The sequence below is a fragment of the Streptomyces sp. NPDC006872 genome, from assembly GCF_040635845.1.
In the GTDB taxonomy this organism is placed as follows: domain Bacteria; phylum Actinomycetota; class Actinomycetes; order Streptomycetales; family Streptomycetaceae; genus Streptomyces.
Window position 1 is genome coordinate 537,772 of record NZ_JBEYIL010000004.1, and the last position, 20,707, is coordinate 558,478.

20 protein-coding genes are annotated in these 20,707 nt (G+C 71.2%); 8 read left to right on the forward strand and 12 right to left on the reverse strand.

Features of this window, described 5'->3' with window-relative positions:
- Window positions 1-102 precede the first annotated feature (102 nt).
- Window positions 103-1,416, forward strand: coding sequence for a PHB depolymerase family esterase (locus ABZ725_RS15325; RefSeq protein WP_358803163.1), 1,314 nt, complete (start codon window positions 103-105; stop codon window positions 1,414-1,416).
- Window positions 1,417-1,474: 58 nt separating this feature from the next.
- On the opposite strand, the gene ABZ725_RS15330 is transcribed toward ABZ725_RS15325, so the two are convergent.
- Complete coding sequence (locus ABZ725_RS15330) at window positions 1,475-2,857, reverse strand: nucleobase:cation symporter-2 family protein (RefSeq protein ID WP_358803164.1); 1,383 nt, start codon at window positions 2,855-2,857, stop codon at window positions 1,475-1,477.
- A 106-nt stretch (window positions 2,858-2,963) separates the two neighbouring features.
- Window positions 2,964-4,322 (reverse strand): FAD-dependent oxidoreductase, encoded by a 1,359-nt coding sequence (locus tag ABZ725_RS15335; protein ID WP_358803165.1) that lies wholly within the window; start codon window positions 4,320-4,322, stop codon window positions 2,964-2,966.
- Between the two features lie 200 nt (window positions 4,323-4,522).
- On the opposite strand from ABZ725_RS15335, the gene ABZ725_RS15340 reads away from it, so the two are divergent.
- A complete protein-coding gene (locus ABZ725_RS15340; protein ID WP_358803166.1) occupies window positions 4,523-5,044 on the forward strand; it encodes a DUF6214 family protein in 522 nt (173 codons plus the stop codon).
- 48 nt (window positions 5,045-5,092) lie between these two features.
- Here the strand turns inward: ABZ725_RS15340 and ABZ725_RS15345 are convergent, their stop codons facing one another.
- A complete protein-coding gene (locus ABZ725_RS15345) occupies window positions 5,093-5,746 on the reverse strand; it encodes a DUF305 domain-containing protein (RefSeq protein WP_358803167.1) in 654 nt (217 codons plus the stop codon).
- A 210-nt stretch (window positions 5,747-5,956) separates the two neighbouring features.
- Here ABZ725_RS15345 and ABZ725_RS15350 point away from each other — a divergent pair, with 210 nt between their 5' ends.
- Window positions 5,957-7,459 carry a hypothetical protein gene (locus ABZ725_RS15350; protein ID WP_358803168.1) on the forward strand — a complete coding sequence of 501 codons (1,503 nt, stop codon included), beginning with the start codon at window positions 5,957-5,959 and terminating at the stop codon, window positions 7,457-7,459.
- Here ABZ725_RS15350 and ABZ725_RS15355 read toward each other — a convergent pair.
- From ABZ725_RS15355 to ABZ725_RS15375, 5 genes are all read right to left on the reverse strand, one after another.
- Window positions 7,447-8,166, reverse strand: coding sequence for a helix-turn-helix domain-containing protein (locus tag ABZ725_RS15355; protein WP_358803169.1), 720 nt, complete (start codon window positions 8,164-8,166; stop codon window positions 7,447-7,449). The two genes, ABZ725_RS15350 and ABZ725_RS15355, sit on opposite strands and share 13 nt — an antisense overlap.
- Window positions 8,167-8,353: 187 nt before the next feature.
- Window positions 8,354-9,043: an HAD-IA family hydrolase gene (locus tag ABZ725_RS15360; protein ID WP_358803257.1), complete on the reverse strand. Its 690-nt coding sequence runs from the start codon at window positions 9,041-9,043 to the stop codon at window positions 8,354-8,356.
- Between the two features lie 46 nt (window positions 9,044-9,089).
- The gene (locus ABZ725_RS15365; RefSeq protein ID WP_358803170.1) at window positions 9,090-9,614 is read right to left on the reverse strand and encodes a hypothetical protein; all 525 of its coding nucleotides are present in this window, start codon (window positions 9,612-9,614) and stop codon (window positions 9,090-9,092) included.
- Window positions 9,611-10,282 (reverse strand): phosphatase PAP2 family protein, encoded by a 672-nt coding sequence (locus tag ABZ725_RS15370; protein WP_358803171.1) that lies wholly within the window; start codon window positions 10,280-10,282, stop codon window positions 9,611-9,613. Before ABZ725_RS15370 ends, ABZ725_RS15365 begins: the two co-directional genes overlap by 4 nt.
- A gap of 172 nt (window positions 10,283-10,454) precedes the next feature.
- Window positions 10,455-11,390 (reverse strand): M56 family metallopeptidase, encoded by a 936-nt coding sequence (locus ABZ725_RS15375; protein ID WP_358803172.1) that lies wholly within the window; start codon window positions 11,388-11,390, stop codon window positions 10,455-10,457.
- Window positions 11,391-11,909: 519 nt separating this feature from the next.
- Here ABZ725_RS15375 and ABZ725_RS15380 point away from each other — a divergent pair.
- Window positions 11,910-13,073, forward strand: a complete 1,164-nt coding sequence (locus tag ABZ725_RS15380) for a transposase (protein WP_358803173.1) — start codon at window positions 11,910-11,912, stop codon at window positions 13,071-13,073.
- Between the two features lie 35 nt (window positions 13,074-13,108).
- Here ABZ725_RS15380 and ABZ725_RS15385 read toward each other — a convergent pair whose 3' ends face one another.
- A complete protein-coding gene (locus ABZ725_RS15385; protein ID WP_358803174.1) occupies window positions 13,109-13,663 on the reverse strand; it encodes a DUF5134 domain-containing protein in 555 nt (184 codons plus the stop codon).
- Between the two features lie 222 nt (window positions 13,664-13,885).
- On the opposite strand from ABZ725_RS15385, the gene ABZ725_RS15390 reads away from it, so the two are divergent.
- On the forward strand, window positions 13,886-15,526 hold the full coding sequence (locus tag ABZ725_RS15390) for an FUSC family protein (RefSeq protein ID WP_358803175.1): 1,641 nt from the start codon (window positions 13,886-13,888) through the stop codon (window positions 15,524-15,526).
- A 209-nt stretch (window positions 15,527-15,735) separates the two neighbouring features.
- A complete protein-coding gene (locus ABZ725_RS15395) occupies window positions 15,736-16,308 on the forward strand; it encodes a MarR family transcriptional regulator (protein ID WP_358803258.1) in 573 nt (190 codons plus the stop codon).
- A gap of 11 nt (window positions 16,309-16,319) precedes the next feature.
- Here the strand turns inward: ABZ725_RS15395 and ABZ725_RS15400 are convergent, their stop codons facing one another.
- Window positions 16,320-17,084, reverse strand: coding sequence for a VOC family protein (locus tag ABZ725_RS15400; protein WP_358803176.1), 765 nt, complete (start codon window positions 17,082-17,084; stop codon window positions 16,320-16,322).
- Between the two features lie 135 nt (window positions 17,085-17,219).
- Window positions 17,220-17,612 carry a VOC family protein gene (locus ABZ725_RS15405; protein ID WP_358803177.1) on the reverse strand — a complete coding sequence of 131 codons (393 nt, stop codon included), beginning with the start codon at window positions 17,610-17,612 and terminating at the stop codon, window positions 17,220-17,222.
- 113 nt (window positions 17,613-17,725) lie between these two features.
- On the opposite strand from ABZ725_RS15405, the gene ABZ725_RS15410 reads away from it, so the two are divergent.
- Window positions 17,726-18,274 (forward strand): GNAT family N-acetyltransferase, encoded by a 549-nt coding sequence (locus tag ABZ725_RS15410; protein ID WP_358803178.1) that lies wholly within the window; start codon window positions 17,726-17,728, stop codon window positions 18,272-18,274.
- 3 nt (window positions 18,275-18,277) lie between these two features.
- On the opposite strand, the gene ABZ725_RS15415 is transcribed toward ABZ725_RS15410, so the two are convergent.
- The gene (locus ABZ725_RS15415; RefSeq protein ID WP_358803179.1) at window positions 18,278-18,997 is read right to left on the reverse strand and encodes a glycerophosphodiester phosphodiesterase family protein; all 720 of its coding nucleotides are present in this window, start codon (window positions 18,995-18,997) and stop codon (window positions 18,278-18,280) included.
- A gap of 261 nt (window positions 18,998-19,258) precedes the next feature.
- On the opposite strand from ABZ725_RS15415, the gene ABZ725_RS15420 reads away from it, so the two are divergent.
- Window positions 19,259-20,656, forward strand: coding sequence for a DUF6421 family protein (locus tag ABZ725_RS15420; RefSeq protein ID WP_358803180.1), 1,398 nt, complete (start codon window positions 19,259-19,261; stop codon window positions 20,654-20,656).
- Window positions 20,657-20,707 lie beyond the last annotated feature (51 nt).

The window sequence follows — 20,707 nt, forward strand, 5'->3', positions numbered from 1 at the left end:
CTGTCGACCCGGACCCGGCCGAACGCCGCCTGCTGAGCCGCGCCCGTCCCCGCTCCGCACGCTTCGACGTACCCCGAGCCGCTACCAGAATGGGGCAATCACGTGATCCACTCACCTGGGCGAACGCTGCGTTCGTTATGGGGCGCACTGCTTCTTCTCCTCGCCGCAGCCCTGCTCACCGCACCCGCACCCGCCGCTGCCGCCGCCGCACGGACGGAGGTCGCCGCAGCCGTGCCCGCCGCCACCCTCACCGAGGTCACCGGCTTCGGGACCAACCCCAGCAACCTGCGCATGTACGTGTACGTGCCGTCCAATGTGACGGCGCACCCGGCGGTCCTGGTCGCCGTGCACTGGTGCACCGGCTCGGGCCCCGACATGTACAACGGCACCGAGTACGACACGCTGGCCGACCGGTACGGGTACATCGTGATCTACCCGTCCGTCACCCGCAGCAGCAAGTGCTTCGACGTCTCCTCGCCGCAGGCGCTGAAGCGCGGGGGCGGCAGCGACCCGGTCGGCATCAGGTCGATGGTCGACTGGGTGAGCGCCAACTACTCCGCCGACACCGGCCGCGTCTACGCCACCGGTATCTCCTCCGGCGCGATGATGACCAACGTCCTGCTCGGCGACTACCCCGACGTGTTCGCCGCCGGCGCCGCGTTCGCCGGCGTCCCGTTCGGCTGCTTCGCCACCACCGACGGCTCCGAGTGGAACAGCGCCTGCTCCGGCGGCACCGTGATCCACACCCCGCAGGAGTGGGGCGACCTCGTCCGCGCGGCCTACCCCGGCTACACCGGTCCCCGGCCGCGTATGCAGCTGTGGCACGGCACCGAGGACGATGTGCTGCGCTACCCCAACTTCGGGGAGGAGATCAAGCAGTGGACCAATGTGCAGGGCGTGAGCCAGACCCCGTCCGCCACCGACTCGCCCGTCTCGAACTGGACCCGGACCCGCTACGGCGGCACCGGTGACCAGGCGCCCGTCGAGGCCGTGAGTCTGCAGGGCGTCGGCCACAACGTGGACATGACCGGCTTGGCGGCCCGCGTCCTCACCTTCTTCGGTCTGGACAGCTCGGGGCCCGCCCCGCAGCCCCAGCCCGGCGGCTGCCGGGTGACCGCGACGACCAACGCCTGGAACACCGGTCTGACCGCCTCCGTGACCCTCACCAACACCGGCGCCACCGCGGTCGGCGGCTGGCAGCTCGGCTTCACCCTGCCCGCCGGCCAGACCATCACCAACGGCTGGGGCGCCACGTACGCCCCGGTCTCCGGAGCGGTGACGGCGACCAACGCGACCTACAACGGCGCCATCGCCCCCAACGCGAGCGTCACCATCGGCTACCAGGCCAACCACACGGGCAACAGCGCCGCGCCCGGGGCCTTCACGCTCAACGGGACCGTCTGCACGTCGAGTTGAGCCCGACGGGGGCGCGGGGGAGGTGTGCGAAGCAGCCGCCCCCGCGCAGGCGGCAGGCCTAGACGGCCGGCAGACCTGTCGCCCGGGACCCGTCCGAACCGGCAGAGCTGTCCGAACCGGCCGACGCGGGCGAACTGCCCTTGCCCGGCAGGTGGTTGAAGAGCAGGTTGAGGGCGATCGCCGTCACGCAGCCCGCGCTGATGCCGCTGGTCATCACGGTCTGGAACCAGTCCGGGAACTTCGCGTAGAGCGTCGGGACGCCGACCGGCAGCACGCCCATCGCGACCGACACGGCCACCACCGTCAGGTTGTGGTTGCCCCTGAAGTCGACCTCGGCCAGTGTGCGCAGCCCGCTCGCGGCCACCGTGCCGAACATCACCAGACCGGCGCCGCCCAGCACCGGCGCCGGAATCGCCGCCACCACGGCGCCCAGCTTGGGCAGCAGGCCCAGCAGGACGAGCATGGCGCCGGCGGTGGCGACGACCCAGCGGCTGCGCACCCGGGTCATGCCCACCAGGCCCACGTTCTGCGCGTACGCCGTGTACGGGAAGGTGTTGAAGACACCGCCGAGGACGGTCGACAGGCCGTCGGCGCGCAGGCCGTCGGAGAGGCTGCGCGAGTCGACCCTGCGGTCCGTCATCTCTCCGACGGCGATGAGGTCACCGGTCGTCTCGGTCATCGTCACCAGGGCCACGACCAGCATCGAGATGATCGCCGAGGCCTCGAACGTCGGCGCGCCGAAGTGGAACGGCGTGCTGATCCCGACCCAGTCGGCGTCCCCGACGCCGTCGAAGTCCGTGAATCCGAACGGCACCGCGACGGCGAGCCCCACCGCGATGCCGATCAGCACCGCGATCCGGCTCAGGAAGGCCGGCGCGAAGCGCTGCACGCCCAGCACCACCGCGAGCACGAACGCGGCCAGCCCGATGTTCCTCGGCGCCCCGAAGTCCGCCGAACCGGCCCCGCCCGCCGCCCAGTTGCCCGCGACCGGCAGCAGCGAGACACCGATGATCAGGATCACCGTGCCCGTGACCAGCGGCGGGAAGAAGCGCAGCAGCCTGCCGAACACGGGTGCCAGCAGGGCGATCGCGAGCCCCGCCACGATCACCGACCCGTAGATCGCGGGCAGTCCGCCGCCGGTCGTCCCGATGAGCACCATCGGCGACACCGCCGCGAACGTACAGCCCTGCATGATCGGCAGCCGCACGCCGAAGCGCCAGAAGCCCACGCACTGGATGAGCGTGGCGATGCCGCAGACCAGCAGGTCGGCGGTGATCAGATACGCCAGATCGGCGGGCGACAGCTTCATCGCACCGCCCACGATCAGGGGCACCGCCACCGCGCCCGCGTACATCGCGAGCACGTGCTGCAGGCCGAAAGCCGCCAACTGCCGTACGGGCGGCACCTCGTCGACGGGATGAACGGGCGCGGTCGTGGCCATGGGCACTCCAGAGCGGTGGGGTGACTGGAAACATGCGGACAGCACGAGACCGTAAGGCGCTTGAACAGTTTGTTGATTTCGATGCTGTTGCCGAGGTGTGTCAGGCTCACCCGGTCGCCCGCGACGCCGCGGCCAGCAGCGACGCCCAGTCCGGCAGCTTCACCACACCCCGCCCGAGCGAGGCCCCCAGCTCCGCCTCGGCCCGCTCGATCGCCAGCCATCCCGCCCACTCGACGACGGGTTCTGCCGCGGCGGCCCGCAGCAGTTCCAGCGGGTCGCCCGGCAACTCGCGCCGCAGCAGGACGGGGGCGTCCTCCAGCAGGGACGTCGCCGTCTCCTTCGCGCACGGCCGGTTGGTGCCGATGACACCGGTCGGGCCCCGCTTGATCCAGCCCGCCACGTACTCGCCCGGCGCGACCGCGCCCCCGCGCAGCACCCGCCCGGCGAGATGCGGCACCGTGCCCCGCTCCGGGGCGAACGGCAGCCCCTCCAGCGGCAGCCCGCGATAGCCCACCGACCGCAGCACCAACTGGGCCTCGAGGTCCTCGTGCAGTCCGGTGCCCGTCACCCCGCCGTGCCCGTCCGGCGCCGTCCGCTCGAAGCGCACCGCGCCCACCCGGTCGCCGTTCCCGTCTCCGTCGGCGAGCAGTTCGACCGGCCGCAGGAAGAACCGGAGCCGGATCCGCCGCCGGGCGCCGCGGGACGGCGTCGCCGCCCAGCCGCGCAGCACCTCCACATTGCGGCGCTGCGCCGCCGGCAGCCCGGCGGGGTCGCCGTACGCCGGGTCCAGCGCCAGCTCCGCCTCGTCCACGATCACCTCGGTGTCCGGCAGGCCGCCCAGCTCGCGCAGCTCCTTGGTGGTGAACCGGGCCTGGGACGGGCCGCGCCGTCCGACCATGTGGATCTCGGTCACCGAACTCGCCGCGAGCGCGGTCAGCGCCCCCTGCGGCATGTCGGTGGGACTGAGCTCGGCCGGGCCCCGGGCCAGCATTCGGGTGACGTCCACCGCGACGTTTCCCACGCCCACCACCACGGCCGAACGGGCGGCGGGCAGAAAGCCGTCCGCGGCGGCGTCCGGATGCGCGCTGTACCAGGACACGAACTCGGTCGCCGACCAGCTGCCGGGCAGCTCCTCGCCGGGGATGCCGAGGTGCCGGTCCGTCGCGGCGCCCACGCAGTACACGACCGCGTGGTACAGCTCGCGCAGCCGCGCCACGGGCACTCCGTCCGCGCCGACCCGGATCCCGCCGAGGAAGCGGACCCGCTCGTGTTCCAGCACCGCGCGCAGGTTCTGCTGCAGCGACTTGATCTTCTCGTGGTCCGGGGCGACGCCGTACCGCACGAGCCCGTACGGGCACGGCAGCCGGTCCAGGACGTCGACGAGCACCTCGGGGTCCTGCTGGACCAGGCTCTGGGCGGTGTAGACCCCACTCGGCCCCGAGCCGACGACGGCGACACGCAGCACGGCGGAACTCCTTCCCCGGCGGGACGGAGGGGATCGCTGGTGTCTCCAGCATCGCACCGCTGCCGCTCCGCTGACAGGGTGCTGTGCGGTTGCGACGCGTGCGTGTCCGTTCGTATGGAAAGTGATCATGCGGTTACGTTGCGTGTGTGCTAGAAGCATCGTTTCTTAATCTTTCTGATCGTTCCGCCGAGGACGGCACGGTGTCCGTGTGGCCCGCGTGGGAGGTCCAGGAGGGTGGAGGCGCCACTTCCTGGTTCCATGTCCGGCTGGCCTTCGCCGACGGGGCGTGCGTCGAACTGCTGGCCGTCGTGTCCGAGGGCCGGGTCTCCATCGAGGACGTCCGGGCCCGGCCGGCCCTGTCCCTCGTCGACCTGACGGTCCTCGCCGACTGGATCGAGGGCCCGCTGTTCGAGAGGTGCGACCGGCCCGGCCCGGAGGCGGAGGACGCGGAGGACGCGGAGGGCGCGGAAGGTGCGGCGGACACGGAGGACACGGGGCGTGTCGACGACTCGCTCGGCTCCCGGCGGGCCCGCCCGGCCTGGCCGCGCGGCATCGAGGGACGGTGGCTGGTCGCGCAGGAGTACCGCGCGGCCCAGGAGGACGGCCTCGACCCCGTTCTCGCGGTCATGTGCGCGACGGGGCGCAGCCGGCGCAGATCGCTGCGGCTGATCGCGCAGGCGCGGGACGCCGGGTATCTGACACCACGTCACGCGCGCCGCTGACCGGACCGGCGCCGGCCGCGGCCGCAGTCGCAGTCGCAGTCGCAGTCGCTAGAGCATCCCGCGCATCCGGGTGATCTCGCTCGTCTGCTGTGCGATCACGTCGTCCGCCATCTCCTCGACCTGCACGTTGTTGCCCTGTGCCTTGACGTCCGTGGCCATGGTGAGGGCGCCCTCGTGATGGGTGATCATCAGCGTGAGGAAGAGCGCGTCGAACGCCTTGCCGCGCGCCGCGCGCAACTTGGTCAGCTGTGCCTCGGTCGCCATCCCGGGCATCAGTGTGTGCGCGTGCTCGTCGCTCGTCGTCTTCTTGCCATGTGTCGTGAGCCAGCCCTTCATGGCCTCGATCTCCGGTCCCTGCGCCGCGGAGATGCGCAGGGCGAGCCGCTCGACGTCCCCCGACTCGGCGCGGTCCGGGACGAGTTCGGTCATCTCCAGTGCCTGGGTGTGGTGCTCGATCATCATCTGCGCGTACGACACGTCGGCCGAGTTGGGCGTGTCGTCGTCGGCGCGCTGTTCGGCCGCGTCCTGTGCGGACAGGGTCCGGTTCGCCTCGCCCGGCTTGCCCGGCGCGATCACCGAAGGGCCGCTCGCCGAAGGTCCCTTGGCCGCACCCGACTTGGTGTCCGGCCCCGAGTCGCAGCCCGCGAGCGCGAGTGCGAGCAGCAGTGCGGCCGAGACGAGGGGCGCGCGGCGGACGAGCACAACAACCTCCTGGGACGGGCGAGTTGAGGACGAGCCGGTCGTCCTCGGCTGGATCCGTGGGCACTGTCTGGATCTTGCACCACTGAACGCGCTACCGAACGGAAAGATTCATTACGAGTGCGTTGCCGACCTTTGATATGTGCATGATGAAGACGATACTTCGGAGCACCGTGAACCGTTCCCGTGGGAACGGCAACTAGGGAGGATGCAGTGACCCTGTTGAACGATCCCCGAACGCACCGCAGACGGCTGGGAGTCGTAGCCGCGTGTGCCGGACTCCTGGCCGCGCTGCTGAGCGCGGTACCGGCGGCCGCGACCCCCGACCCGGGGGACGGGCCGGCCGTGGAGCAAGAGGTCTCCCGAGGCGCCCGGGCCGACGCGTCCGCGGCGATCGCCGCGGGTGAGATACCCGGTCAGGACGAGATCGTCCACTCCGCCAACATCCAGCACCTGACGAACATCCCCAAGGACGTGCTGGCCGGCACCAACTCGGACCTGGCCTTCCAGGGCAAGTACGCCTTCTCGGGCAACTACGACGGCTTCCGCATCTTCGACATCAGCAACCCGAAGTCGCCGAAGACCGTGTCCCAGGTGCTCTGCCCCGGCGCGCAGAACGACATCTCGGTCTCGGGCGACCTGCTCTTCCTGTCGACCGACTCCTCGCGCAGCGACAGCAGTTGCAACAGCACCACGCAGCCGGTGACCGAGAAGTCCTCCTGGGAGGGCATGAAGATCTTCGACATCAGCGACAAGAAGAACCCGAAGTACGTCGCTGCCGTCGAGACCTCCTGCGGCTCGCACACCCACACCCTGGTGCCCGAGCGCAAGAACGTCTATGTCTACGTCTCGTCGTACTCGCCCAACGCCGCCTATCCCGACTGCCAGCCCCCGCACGACGGCATCTCGGTCATCAAGGTGCCGCGCAACGCCCCCGAGAAGGCGGCGGTCGTGGGCTTCCCCGTCCTGTTCCCCGGTGAGGGCGCGGACGGCGGCGGCAACCCGGGCAGTCCGACGAACCCCGGCGTGTCCAAGACCACCGGCTGCCACGACATCACGGTGCTGCCGGAGAAGGACCTGGCGGCCGGCGCCTGCATGGGCGACGGCATCCTGTTCTCCATCAAGGACCCGGAGCACCCGAAGGTCATCGACCAGGTCCAGGACAACGTGAACTTCGCGTTCTGGCATTCGGCGACCTTCAACCAGAAGGCGAACAAGGTCGTCTTCACCGACGAGCTGGGCGGCGGCGGAGCGGCCACCTGCAACGCGGCGACCGGCCCGAACCGCGGCGCCGACGGCATCTACGACATCGTTGGCAAGGGCGACAAGCGCAAGCTGGTCTTCCGCAGCTACTACAAGATCCCCCGCTACCAGGCCGACACCGAGAACTGCGTCGCGCACAACGGCTCGCTGATCCCGGTCAAGGGCAAGGACATCATGGTCCAGGCGTGGTACCAGGGCGGCGTCTCCGTCTGGGACTTCACCGACTCGTCGAAGCCCACGGAGATCGCCTACTTCGAGCGCGGTCCGATCTCCACCAGCACCCTGGTGGGCGGCGGCTCGTGGTCGGCGTACTACTACAACGGCTACATCTACTCCAACGACATCGCCAAGGGCTTCGACGTGCTGAAGCTCAGCGACCGGCGCACGGACCCGGCGAAGCGGGTTCACCTGAGCGAGCTCAACGTCCAGACCCAGCCGGACTACTTCGACTGATTTCCGGTCGACCGACTTCCGGTCGGTCGATTCCCTGTCGACCGATTTCCGGTCGGCGGGTCCGTCGCGAAGAAACGCGACAGATCGGTGTCACCTCTCCCGCCGGGCGCCTCGGCGTCCGGCGGGACCCCCTGGTCCCAGTCGAGCCGGTAGCGGGCGAACAGCTCGGCGCGCAGTGTCGTGAGCGGCAGCGGCACGTTCGGCAGCACCATCGCGTAGACGGCTCCCATCAGCTGGGAGCGCAGCATCGGGTAGTCGTGGTCGACGTCCTGCGACCCGTGTCGGACCGCGGTGTCCCGCAGCAGCTCGGCCAGCCGCTGTTGCTCCGGACACTGCACGAAGCCCTCGGCCTGCAGCAGCCCCGCCATGTGCTGGCGCATCAGCACGGTGCGGTCCCGGGCCAGCCCCATGATCGCGTCGATGGCCCGCGCCATCCGCTCCCGGCCGTCCTCGGTGTGCGGTTCGCGCTCCAGCGCCTCCTCGAGCGTGCGGTGCATCAGCCGGTGCACGGCCGACTGCACCAGCTGGCGCTTGCCGGGGAAGTAGTACGAGACCAGACCGCGTGCCGAGCCGGCCCGGTCCGCGATGTCGCCGAGCGTCGTCGCCTCGTACCCGTGCTCGCTCACCACCTCCACCGCCGCCTGCAGGAGCCGCTCCCGGGAACGCCGACGCAATTCTTCATTGACCGAGGCGCTGCGCGGGGACATCCTGTAACTCCTGCGTTGACTGGCTATCAGCCAACTATACTCAGGGTGTCCCGGTCTGTTCCGGACGGAACGTGACCGGGCTGCCGCCTGCTCTGGGCGACGCGGGGGATCGTCCAGAGTGGGCGCGCTTCACCACAGTGGTGGCCTGAGGCTACTGTCGGCGGGGGTGAGGCGAGGCCTCGCCGGATCAGCCCACCAGGCCCAGGACCGGGCGCAGCCCGTCCGGACGCTCGGCCGTCGGCAGATGGTCCACGAAGTGCACCGCGCAGCCGAGCGCCGCCGCCCCGCCGTCCGCGCGCCGGTCGTCGCCCACCATCAGCGTGCTGCGGGGATCGGCGCCCAGCGCCTCGCACGCGATCGTGAACAGCCGCGGGTCCGGCTTCTGCACTCCGTGTTCGTACGACAGCACATACGTCTCGACGAACCGGTCGAGGCCGTGCTCCCGGAACACCGGCCGCAGATCCCAGCCGATGTTGCTGACCACACCGACCCGGAAGCCGCGCTCGCCCAGCCCGCTCAGCACGTCCAGGGCGTCGGCGTACGGGGACCAGGCGGCCGGCGTCCAGTGCCGGTCGTACAGGGCGTCGTGCAGCGCCGGATCCGGCAGCGGCACCTGACGGGCCAGACCGGTGTACGCGGCCCGGTGCAGTTCCGCGCTCCGATCCCGCACCCGCCACGCCCCGGCCACCTCGTCGGGCACCCGGACGGGAGGCGCCCCACCCGGCAGCGCACCGGCCGTCTCCAGCGCCCACGCCTTCGCGACCACCTCCGACTCGGGCAGCGCGCCGCCCGCCGCGTCCAGCGCCGCCCGCAGCCAGCACTCGGCGGACTCGACACGGAAGAGGGTCCCGGAGAAGTCGAACAACACGGTCGTCATACGGCTGGTCATACGGCTCGTCGTACGGGTCGTCATGGGGACGACCCTATGGACGGTGCGGATCGCGTGGAGTCACGTTCCAGAGGAGCGGCAGATCACCGTCACAGAACACGCAGACGAAGACCCCTTCACGGACCACGTTGTTCTCCCCGCACCCCTCGCAGCGACGGAACACCAACGCGTGCGTGAATCCGTCGGGACGGCCGATGCCGGCCCGGTCCAGGGCGGCGGCGACGGCCGGCCAGGAGTCGGGGTCGGGGCAGTAGCCGGTGGACTGGTTGCTGACCTCGTGCACGAGCACCGCTCCGCGGGGGCCACGGCGGAACGAGATCTCACCCGCGCCGAGGACGTCATCACCGTCCGCACACGCCACATGCTCGCTGCGCCGCGGCGCGAGCCGCAGCAGGCCGTCGAGGCCGACGACGTACGTGAACGGCTCCGCGTCCTTCGCCGTCGTGCAGGCGTCCAGGTCGGCGGCGCAGCGGATCGCTCGGCCCCCGTTGCCGCGGCCGACCGCCCGCCGTACGTCCTCCGGGCCCACGTAGCCGTACCTGCGCCCCGGCCCGGTCACGGTTGCCACCGCAGTCGTGCCGCGATCGCCAGTGTCACCAGCAGCGCGCCCAGCAGCCAGCCGCCCAGGACGTCTGAGGGCCAGTGCACGCCCAGCCAGATTCGGGTCAGGCCCACGCCCGCCACGGAGACCACGGCGACCGCCAGCGCCGTCCGCCATACGACGCGGTCGACGCCGTGCCGGTGCAGCAGCCACAACAGGAGGCCGAAGACCACGGTGGCGGTCAGGGCGTGGCCGGAGGGATACGCCGCGTAGTGCGCGGAGTCGACCGGGTCGGGCCAGTCCGGACGGGCACGGCCGACCCAGGCCTTCAGGCCCTGCTGGATCAGCGTGCCCACCGCTGAGGTGACGATCAGCCAACCGGCCGTCCACCAGGCCGCATGTCGCCACACCAGCCACACGGCCACCACCCCGACCAGCAGCCGCATGGTCACGGGGTCCCAGACCCAGTCCGTGAGGATGCGGCAGACCTGGGTGATGTAGGGGTCGGCGACGGCCCATCGATGGGTGGTACGGGAGATGTCGTCGTCGACGGAGATCAGGGGCTGCCAGGCGGCAGCGACCAGGAGGAGCAGCACGGCGGAGCACAGTCCCAGGACCAGGGCGGTACGGACGGCCGTGCGCAGGGCCGTCGGACGGGGCGGGGAGTCGACGTGCAGGGTGTGCATGTAGTGATAATCGCCGACCCATGGGGCGAGAGGCGAACCCGGGTGGCCCGCCGAGTGCCCCGGAACGGCCTGTTCCGGCCAGGGGGACGGCCTGTCCCGGTTCGAGATGTGTCTCTCGGCGGTGGTCGCTGTGCGTCGGGCCGGCCGTGGGCTGTTCCCGTGCGGGGGATGCTCAGCCCAGTGCCCGAAGCGCGGGCACCAGTGTCACCAGCACCGGGATCACCGGTACCAGCGAGGCCGCGGCCGTCAGCCGGAGTCTGCGGGCCGCGGTGAGGCGGTCGGGCGGGGTCAGCAACCGGTTCACGCGCTGCGGGACATGGGCCTGCGGGGCGGGGGAGGGGCCGAACACGCCCCGGTCCTCGTTGAGTTCGACCAGCGCCAGTGCGGTCGTCAGCCGGCCGAAGCGGCGGGAGGCCATGTCGTCGGCGGAGAGTTCGACCAGCCGGTGCATCTCGTCCCGGAACGCGGCGAACACCGGCACCTGCGGGAACCCCGTGGCCAGCGCGGTCGAGCAGTGCAGCAGCCAGTCGTGCCGCGCCTGCGCGTGCCCCTGCTCATGCGCGAGCACGGCATCGAGCTGACGACCCTTCAGACGCCGCAACGCGGCCGTGGTGACCACCAGTCGAGGCTCCGCCCCCGCCAGCCACCAGGCGTCGGCCCGCTCGCCCTCCAGCACGAACAGCCGGCCGGACGCGGACTCCTCGCCCGGCAACAGCGGGGCGCGCAACCGGAGTTCGGCGCGCCGCGACCGGTGTCCGGCCCGGCTCCGCAGGATCTCCCGTACCAGCATCGCCCCGCTCCACAGCCCGCCACAGGCGAGCAGCACCGCGGTCGCCGCCGCCCAGGGGCCGGTCGCGCCCAGCGCGTACGCCTCGACGACCGACTGCGGAGCCGGAGCGAAGACGTGCCCGCGCACCGCCTGCCAGGCCGCCGCCGCGCTGAGCGTCATCGACAGCGCGCAGCACAGCAGGACCGCGGCCACCACGCACTGCCACGCCCACAGGGCCACCACCGGTTCATGGTCCGGCCAGTCGGCCCGGGCGATCAGCCGGGGGGCGATCACGGCGGTCAGAGCACCGAGCAGCAGCAGGACCGCGGGGACCATCATGGTCAGCACCCTATGAGCGGCGCGGCGCTCAGGGGTACGGCTTGTTACAGCGAAGTGACGCAGACCACGCCAGGGCGACACGGATCACCGCCGAGACCCGTGGACTGCGGCCGCCCGCACGGCAGTTGACTCTCGCGGAGGTCGCGGAGGTCGCGGAGGTCGCGGAGGTCGCGGAGGTCGCGGAGGTCGCGGAGGTCGCGGAGGTCGCGGAGGGTCGCGAGGGATCTCAGATCGTGGTTGATCACCTGTCTCTTGCGAGGGCGCCCCGGTGTTCACGCCGGGGAGGAATCGCGTCCGGGTGTCGCGATGCGGAGCGTGGCCGCCATCCGGTTCAGGGCGCGGAACGCCCCTACCCGTTGTCGGCTTTGCCGAAGCGATTCGAACGCGTGCACCTGTGTTCGCTGGTCGGGGTGGTGACTGTGGAGTCGCGGTGTGTTTGTGCGGCTGTCGTACGTATGGTCCTTCGCGGGGTTCGGGACGGCACAGCGTCCCGGCCGGGGACCGTGAGGGGGCGAGAGGGTGCAGGCAGGGGCGGTTGTGGAGGCCGGGCATGCCCGCTACACCTACCGGCTACGCGTGTCGTCCGCCGCCAGCGCCGCCCTGGCGGCGGAGTGGCACCGATGCCGGTGGGTGTGGAATGAATGCGTCGCCAAGTCCAAGGCCGTATACCTGCACGCCAGGGCCACCGGTCAGAGGGCCACGTGCGGCCCGGCTCAGCTTGACAGGATGTTGACCGAGGCCCGCGCCCGCACGCGGTGGCTGCGTGAGGGCTCGTCGGTTGTCCAGCAGCAGGTCATTCGCGACTTCGGCCGCTCCCGCGCCAAGGCGCACAAGAAGAAGCGCGAGGCGCTGCCGACCCTCAACTACACCAAGCGCGGGTTCCGGTTGAAGGACGGCCGTCTGCATCTGGCGGGCGGCGTCGTCGTGGCGGTGGTGTGGTCGCGGGAGTTGCCGGCCGGGCCGTCCTCGGTGCGTGTGTACCAGGACAGCCTCGGGCATTGGTATGGCTCGTTCGTCGTCCAGGTCCAGGTCCAGCCCCTGCCGGAGACCGGCCGTGCACTCGGCGTCGACTGGGGTGTGAAGGAGACCGCGACCACCACGTCCGACGCGCACGACCTGCCGCACGCCGGGCACGGCAGGAAGGCCGAGGCGAAGCTGATCCGGTACGACCGGATGACGGCCCGCCGCAGGCCGAAGAAGGGCAAGCCTGGATCGAAGGGCTATCGCGAGGCGAGGAGACTGCGGGCGAAGGCGTTCAAGAAGGTCGCGAGGCAGCGTGAGGACACCGGCCGCAAGTGGGCCAAGAAGGTCGTCCGTGACCATGACGCCGTCGCGGTCGAGGACTTCCGTCCGAAGTTCCTGGCCAGGAGCACCATGGCCCGCAAGGCCGCTGACGCCGCCATCGGCGCCACCAAGCAGGCCCTGATCGAGATGGGCCGCAAGCACGGGCGGGACATCCGCCTCGTGCACCCCGCGCACACCACGATGGACTGCGCGCGCTGCGATGCGAGAGCCAAGCATCGCCTGCCGCTGGGTGAGCGCACCTACGCGTGCACCGCGTGCGGAACAGTGTCTCCACGGGACAAGAACTCCGCACGCGTCATGCTCGTCCGGGCTGGTCTCAACCCGGCTGGTGCTGATGGCGGAAGACCTCCTGGAGCGCTGCTCCAGGAGGCGGCCTGAGCCAGGAATCCCCTTCCCTTCAGGGAGGGGAGGATTCAAATCGTCAGCAGCATGGCGAGCATGCCGATGCCCATCGACAGCCGGCATGCCCGCGCCACTTCGGGCCGGTCGCCCCACGCCGCGGCGACGGCGGGTCCGCCCGCCCCGGCCACGGGCAGCAACCGGACCCCGGAGAGCAGGACGTACCCGGTGAAGTACAGCAGCAGCACGCCGGTCAACAACGGGATTCCGGAGCCGCCCTGCCCGTGGTCGTGCGCATGCGCGGGCGCTGCGGCCATCACGGCCGCCATGTAGACCATGGCTCCGGTGCCCACCAGGTGGTGCAGATGATGGGCGCTGGTGCGGGCCGTCCACAGGGCCTGCAGCGCAGCCGCGCCGAAGACCGCCGCGAAGGCCGGCCAGGCCCAGGTCGGTGGGGTGAACGCGGCGGGGGGCACGGCCATCGCGGCCATCCCGAAGCCCATCAGCGCCTCGCCGCCCGCGGCCCTGCGCTGTTCCTCGACTCCGCTGCGCATCCGCAGCAGGCAGTAGGCCCCGGTCGCCGCACACAGCGCGACGAGCAGCCAGCCGGGCGAAGCCGGTCCGTGCATGCGCACCTCCCCGCTCGACGTCGTCAATCGCGTCCGATCGAGGGATGCGATGCCCGCTGCTTGCCGCGCGCACGCGGGCGCAAGGGTGTACACGGGGAGCATTCGCCGGAGCACGGCACGGGCACGGCGCGGGTGCAGCACAGGCGCGGCACGGGCGCGGCACGGGCACGGGATGCCTTGCGGAGTAATTTTACGAGTAAAACACATGCTAAATTGATGGGTATGAGCAGCACTCTCCCGCTCGCCGCCGCGCTGCGCCTCGGCCGGCCCTCCGACATCTGGTTCAAGCCCGCCCTGAGCGTGGTCGCGGCGGTCGCCCCGCCCAACCTGATCCTGCTGGCGCTCGGGCGGCTGGATCTGGCCATGTACACGATGGCGGGCTCACTCTGCGCGCTCTACGCCCACAACCGCCCCTACGCGGCCCGGGCCCGCGTCCTGGCCTGGGTGGTGCTGGGCATGACCGGCGGACTGGCCGTCGCCCTGCTCGCGGCCTCGCTCACCACCAGCGCCGTCGTGCTGGTCGCCGTCGGCGCCCTGCTCGCGGCCGCGCAGAAGGTCCTCTGCGACGCGACCCGTCTCGGCCCGCCCGCCCATGTCGTCCTCACCTTCATCAGCTCCGCCTCGCTGTTCGTGCCGCAGAGCCTCGGACAGGTCCCCGGTCATCTGGGCCTGGCCCTCGCCACGGGCGCCTGGGCCTGGCTGATCGGCATGGCGCCAGGGCTCGCCCGCCCGCACGGCCCCGAGCGCCGCGCCACCGCCCACGCCCTGAACGCGGCCGCCGTCCACGCCGCCACGGACGGCGCCGACGACGGCCACGCCCGGACCCGCGCCGCCGCGGCCGCCGCCGTGCACGCCGCCTGGCAGACCCTCCTGTCGGCCCGCGCCGGAGAAACGCGCCGCGCCCTGGAACGCCTGGTCGTCCGAGCCGAGATCGCCCTCGCCGCGCCCGCCGACACCGACCCGACCCGACTGCGCGACTGGGCGCGCGAGCTGCGCGGCACCGGCCCGGTCCCGCACCCGGACGACCTCGTCGACGACGACGAACTCCTCGGCCTCGACGCCGAACTCGCCACCGCCGGACCGTCGTTGTGGCGTCGTCTCGGCCCCCTCACGCCGATCGCCGTACGCACCGTCCTGGGCTGCGCCCTCGCCGGTTACGTCTCCCTCGCCCTCGGGGTCGGACGCCCCTACTGGGCCCTGGTCACCGCCGCATCCCTCTACCAGGCGAACGTCACCCTCACCTGGAGCCGCGGGGTCCAGCGGGTCGTCGGCAACCTCGTCGGGGTTCTCGCCTTCGCCGTGCTCGTCCCGCTCGCCCATCTCACGCAGGCGGCCCTCGTCCTGGTCTGTCTCGCCCTCAACTTCGGCGCCGAGGCGCTGATCAGCCGCAACTACTGGCTCGGCAGCGTCTGTGTGACCCCGATGGCCCTGCTCATCACCGAGTTCGCGCAGGTCCAGGATCCGGGCCGGCTGATCACCGAGCGGCTCGTGGACACCCTCGTCGGCGCGGTGGTCGGCTTCGGCGCCGCGGTCGCCGTCACCAACCGCCGGGCCGGCGACCGCCTCGGGGCCGCCCTGACGGCCGTCGAACGGTCCCGCGAGCACACCGCCCGCCTGCTTGCGGAGCCGTCTTCCGCCCCCGGCCCGCTGGACTCGGCCCGCCGGAGCCTCACCGCCGCGCTGGTCGACCTGCGCGCCGCCGCCGACGCGGCATCCGGCGAGTGGTGGCAGCGGGCGCTGCCCGAGGAGCGGGTCGTGACGGCCGAACAGTCCGGACACCGTACGCTCGCGGCGACGGTACGGCGCCAGGGGCTGCTCCTGGACCGGTACGTGAACGTGAGAGCGGAGGACGTACGGCGATGACGGCGACGCAGGGACGGGCGGCGGCCGGGAACGGGACGGGGGAGGGACCGGCGACCGGGGACGCGTCGCGGGAACGACCCGCGGCCGAAGACCTGAATCCCATCGGCGACGAGTCCGGGAGCGGCGACCCGCCCACGAGCGAGGGCTCGACCACGAGTAAGGCTTCGGCACCGAGCGAGGCTTCGGCGCCGAGTGAGGCCTCGGCCACGATCGACGGATCGGCCACGAGTGAGGCCTCGGCTACGAACGACGGCTCGACCACGACCGACAGCTCGGCCAGGAACGACACCGTCGCCGCCGTCGTACGGCAGTGGCAGACCGTCCGGCCCGAGCTGGACACCGGCCCCATGGAGATCATCGGCCGGGTCAACCGCTGCGCCGCCCTTCTCCAGCAGGCCGAGGACGCGCCCCTGCGGCGAGCCGGACTGAGCCGTCCCGAGTTCGACCTGCTGGGAGCGTTGCGCCGTACCGGCCATGAGCTGACCCCCGGCGAACTGGCCCGCGAGACGTTCTCCTCCGGGGCCGCCGTCACCAAGCGTCTCAAGCAGCTCAGCGAGCGCGGCCTGGTGGAGCGCCGCGGCGACACCCGTGACCGCCGCGTCGCGCACCTTCGTCTCACGGACGCCGGGCGTGACCTCGTCGACGGCATCATGCCCGAGCAACTCACCTACGAGAGCGCCGTCCTGTCCGCCCTGGACGACGGCCGACAGGACGAACTGGCCGGCCTGCTGGGTGAGTTGCTCAGCCGACTGGAGGGACACATGCGGGGGCTGCGGGCCTGAGCGCCCGGACTTCAGTGCTCGTCGCCCGCCCGGTACACGCCGAACACCGCGCTCTGCGGGTCCCGCAGCACGGCGATCCGGGGACCGTCCGGCACCGACGTCGGCTCCATCAGCGCGGTGCCGCCCGCCCCGACCGCCGTCTGCGTGGAGGCGTCCACATCGGCCACCGCGAAGTACGGCAGCCAGTGCGACGGCACTTCGGGCGGGAACTTCTCGTCCATCGTGATCATGCCGCCGAAGTCCGCGCCGCCGACACCCCACTGCACGTAGTTCTCCGAGGAGCGGACGGTCCAGCCGAACACCGTTGTGTAGAAGGCCTCCGCACGGTCGGGGTCGCGGGTCAGCAACTCGACCCAGCCGAGCGAGCCGGGCGCGTTGAAAAGCCCGGCGCCCGGGAAGGACCGCGCCTGCCACAACTGGAACGCGGCGCCGCCCGGATCGACGGCGACCACGAAACGACCCACGTCGAAGACGTCCATCGGACCGACCAGCACCTTGCCGCCGGCCTCCGTGACCAGTCGCGCGCTGACATCCGCGTCGGTCACCACGAACGACACGCTCCAGGCGCACGGCTGCGACTCCTGGTACAGGGGACTGAGCGCGGCGACGGCCGCCTCGCCGAGGTGCGCGACCGTGTAGCCGCCCGCCTCCTGCCGTGGATCCGTCTCCGTGCGCCAGCCGAACAGCTCCGCGTAGAACCGCTTCGCCGCCTCCAGGTCACTGCTCCCCAGCTCGGCCCAGCAGGGCCCGCCGGGCACGGGCGCGTCGAGCTTCATGGCGTTCCCTCCGAAAGAGACCCCTTCCAGCACGCTATGCCGCGACCCGACCCACGGCATCCGGTGACGGCCCCGCCCCACCGACCCCGGCGCACAGGGACTGCCGACCGAGTGGCCCGGCCCCCCGCCGGAGATTCAGATGCCCGGCCGAAAGCGGATCGGATGGTCCGCTGGCACCTCCACCAGCACGATCGGTGTTCCGTCCGGATCCGTGATCCACATCTCGACCAGCCCCCAGGGCTCCTTCACCGGCGGCCGGACGATCTCGACCCCCTTCGCCAGCAGCTCTTCGTGCGCCGCGGTCGCGTCCGCCACCTGCAGCCACAGCCGTACGGCGGGATCCGGCGGCGTCTCCGCGCGACCGGAGAGCTCCAGGAAGCCACCGCCGAGGAAGTAGACGACCCCGCGCTGCGGCCCCGTGCCGAACTCGCGGTAGACGGCCAACCCCAGCTGCTCCCCGTAGAAGGCACGGGAACGCTCGGGGTCGGTGGGTCGGAGCAGGGTTCTGCTGCTGAGTACGTGCACCATGCAGCGGAAGCCTACTGGGGCAGGATTAGGCTCGTCGGAGTCCCCGCCGCGTCAGAGACCGCAGAGACCCGCAGAGCCCCGCAGAGACCGTTCAGAGACCGGAGACCGCCCGCATGGACACCGCCGCCACCGAATCCACCGAGTTCACCTTCCGCGACGCCACCGACGCCGACGTGGACGCACTCGTCGCACTCGTCGAGTCCGCCTACCGCGGAGACTCCAGCCGCGCCGGGTGGACGACGGAGGCGGACATACTGGAGGGCCGGCGGACCGACCCCGAGGGCGTGCTCGCGGTCATCAAGAACCCCGACAGCCGACTGCTCACCGTCGAGCGGGGCGGCCGGATCGTCGCCTGCTGCCAGCTCGAACACCGCGGCGACCACGCCTACTTCGGCATGTTCGCGGTCAGCCCCACGGTCCAGGGCGGCGGGCTCGGCAAGACGGTCATGGCGCAGGCCGAGCGGCAGGCCCGCGAGAACTGGCAGGTCGCCGAGATGCACATGACCGTGATCTCCGTTCGCGACGACCTCATCGCCTGGTACGAGCGGCGCGGCTACCGCCGTACGGGACGCATGACCCCCTTCCCGTACGGCGACGAGCGCTTCGGCATCCCCCAGCGCGACGACCTTCAGTTCGAGCTGCTGGTCAAGGAACTCTCCTGACCGCTATGCCGTGAAGCGGCCCGTACGCCTGATCTCCGGGTAGTCGGTGGTCGCGCCGTCCAGTTCCAGGGCGCGGACGAGCCGCAGCTGGTCCTGTGTGTTGACCACCCAGCCGATGATCTGCAGGTCCCGTTTCCGGGCCTCCTCGACGATCTCCAGGTTGAGCCGCCGCAGGTTGAGGCAGACCGTCGCGGCGCCGACGGCCACGGCCCGGTCCACGACGTCGAGGCCGATGGGGGTCCCCCCGCTCGAGTCCGGTCGAGAGTGGCGGAGGCTGCTGATGAGCGCGGTGCGCACCCCGGGGACCAGTCGCGCGATCTCCGCGACGGCCTCGTCGTGGAACGAGGACACCTCCACCCGTTCCACCAGGTCCCGCGCCAGCATCACCTCGGCGAGCGCCCGGGCCGCCTGAACGTCCTTGATCTCGGCCTGGAGCGGCGCCCGCACGGCGTCCAGCACCTCCTCGAAGACCGGGACGCGCTCCCCGCGGCCGGCGTCGAGGGTCCGCAGCTCCACGAGCGTCTGCTCGGCGACGGGCCCGGTCCCGTCGGTCGTGCGGTCCACGTCGGGGTCGTGCATGACCACGAGCGCGCCGTCCCGGCTCAGGTGCAGATCGAGTTCGATGACGTCGAGGCCGGCCTGCTCGGCGGCGACGAAGGAGCGCAGGGTGTTCTCGGGCTCGACGCCCATGACTCCACGGTGACCGATGGTGAGGAAGTTCAAGACGCGACCCGCTTCCGTCGACGGTTGTGCCGGCGCACCACGCAGCCTGGTCAACGTCGGCCGGCCCGAGCGTGCGTGTGTGCACCAGACTCTCCCTACCCACCCCGCCACGGCGGAAGCAACCGCACCTTCGATGTCCGGCAGGAAAAAGTGCGGTGAAATTGCTGGGGCGCAGGATAATCTCCCGAAGGTCCACTTGCTGGAGGAAACCTCATATGCATACGGTGTCCTGACGCGAGGTTCTCCAGTGGAGGATGGGACATGACGGAAATTCTTGTGCAGGCGGCTACGGGGGAGCGAGTGCCTCCGGCGACCAGGGTGGTGGAGCACCCGGCGTGGCGCGTGCTCAAGGATGCCGTGGAGCGGATCCGGCCCTGGCAGGCGAAGGACGGATCGATCGACTTCACGGCTGAGGACGCACCGGAGCGCACGGACGCCGAGCAGGCCGTCCGGCGCGTGATCGAGGCCGTCGAGGAGCTGTCGCCGCTGCTCCCGCACGACGCCGACTACCACCGGGCCCTGGCCAGGGATCTGCGGGTCTGGGTCGACGGCGGTTTCGCCGTGCCGGACTTCCTCGACTCCCTGCTGGCCTTCCAGCCGGCCGCGAACCGCCGCGACGGCCTCCAGCACCTGGTCGTCTTCCCGATGTACACGCAGAACGGCAACCCGGACCGCAACATGGAGGCGGTCGTGCTGCGTATGGTCTGGCCGGACTGGCTGGCCGAGCTGGAGCGCACCCGCTACGACAACCCGCTGTTCTGCGGCATCACCTTCGAGGACTTCACGGCCGGCTACGACACCAACTCGGCCGTGCTGTTCCCGGAGACCATCGCGGTCCGCCAAGCGCCGGAACGTTTCTCCTGGGGTGGCATCTTCTGCGACCGCGAGGCAGCCCGCTTCCGCCGTGTCACCGACGCCGCCGTCGACGTCCTGGGCCTGGAGCTGCCCGAGGACATCGCCGCCCTGGTCCACGACCAGAAGCGCTGCGAGGAGGCCTTCGTCCTGTGGGACATGGTCCACGACCGCACCCACAGCCACGGCGACCTGCCCTTCGACCCCTTCATGATCAAGCAGCGCCAGCCGTTCTGGATGTACGGCCTGGAGGAGCTGCGCTGCGACCTCACCGCCTTCAAGGAGGCCGTGAAACTGCAGTCCGACGGCGTCCCGCAGGCCCGTGACGTGCAGTACGCGGTCCTCTTCGACCGCATGTTCCGCTTCCCGGTCACCGGCGACCGGGTGCGCAACTACGACGGCCTCGGCGGCCAGCTGCTCTTCGCCTACCTGCACAAGCACGACGTCGTCCGCTGGACCGACAACAAGCTGCACATCGACTGGCGGCGCGCCCCGCAGGTCACCAACCAGCTCTGCGCCGACATCGAGCAGCTCTACCGCGACGGCATCGACCGGCCGAAGCTGGTGCACTGGTTCGCGGGCTACGAGCTGGTCTCCGCCTACCTCGCCCCGCACCCGGGCTCCAAGTGGGCCAAGGGCCCCGATGCCCTGGACCTGACCCAGCCGCCCCGCAAGCTCGTGGATGACGTGCTTCCGGACGAGTTTCCGCTGAGCATGTTCTATGAGGCACTGTCCAAGAAGCTGAAGAGCGTGATCGCCTCGACCCGGGGCATCACGGCGGACGGCGCCGAGCGGATCGCCGCGTGAGCGACCTGCGCATCGAGGACACTGCTCTGCAGAACACTGCTCAGGAGGCGA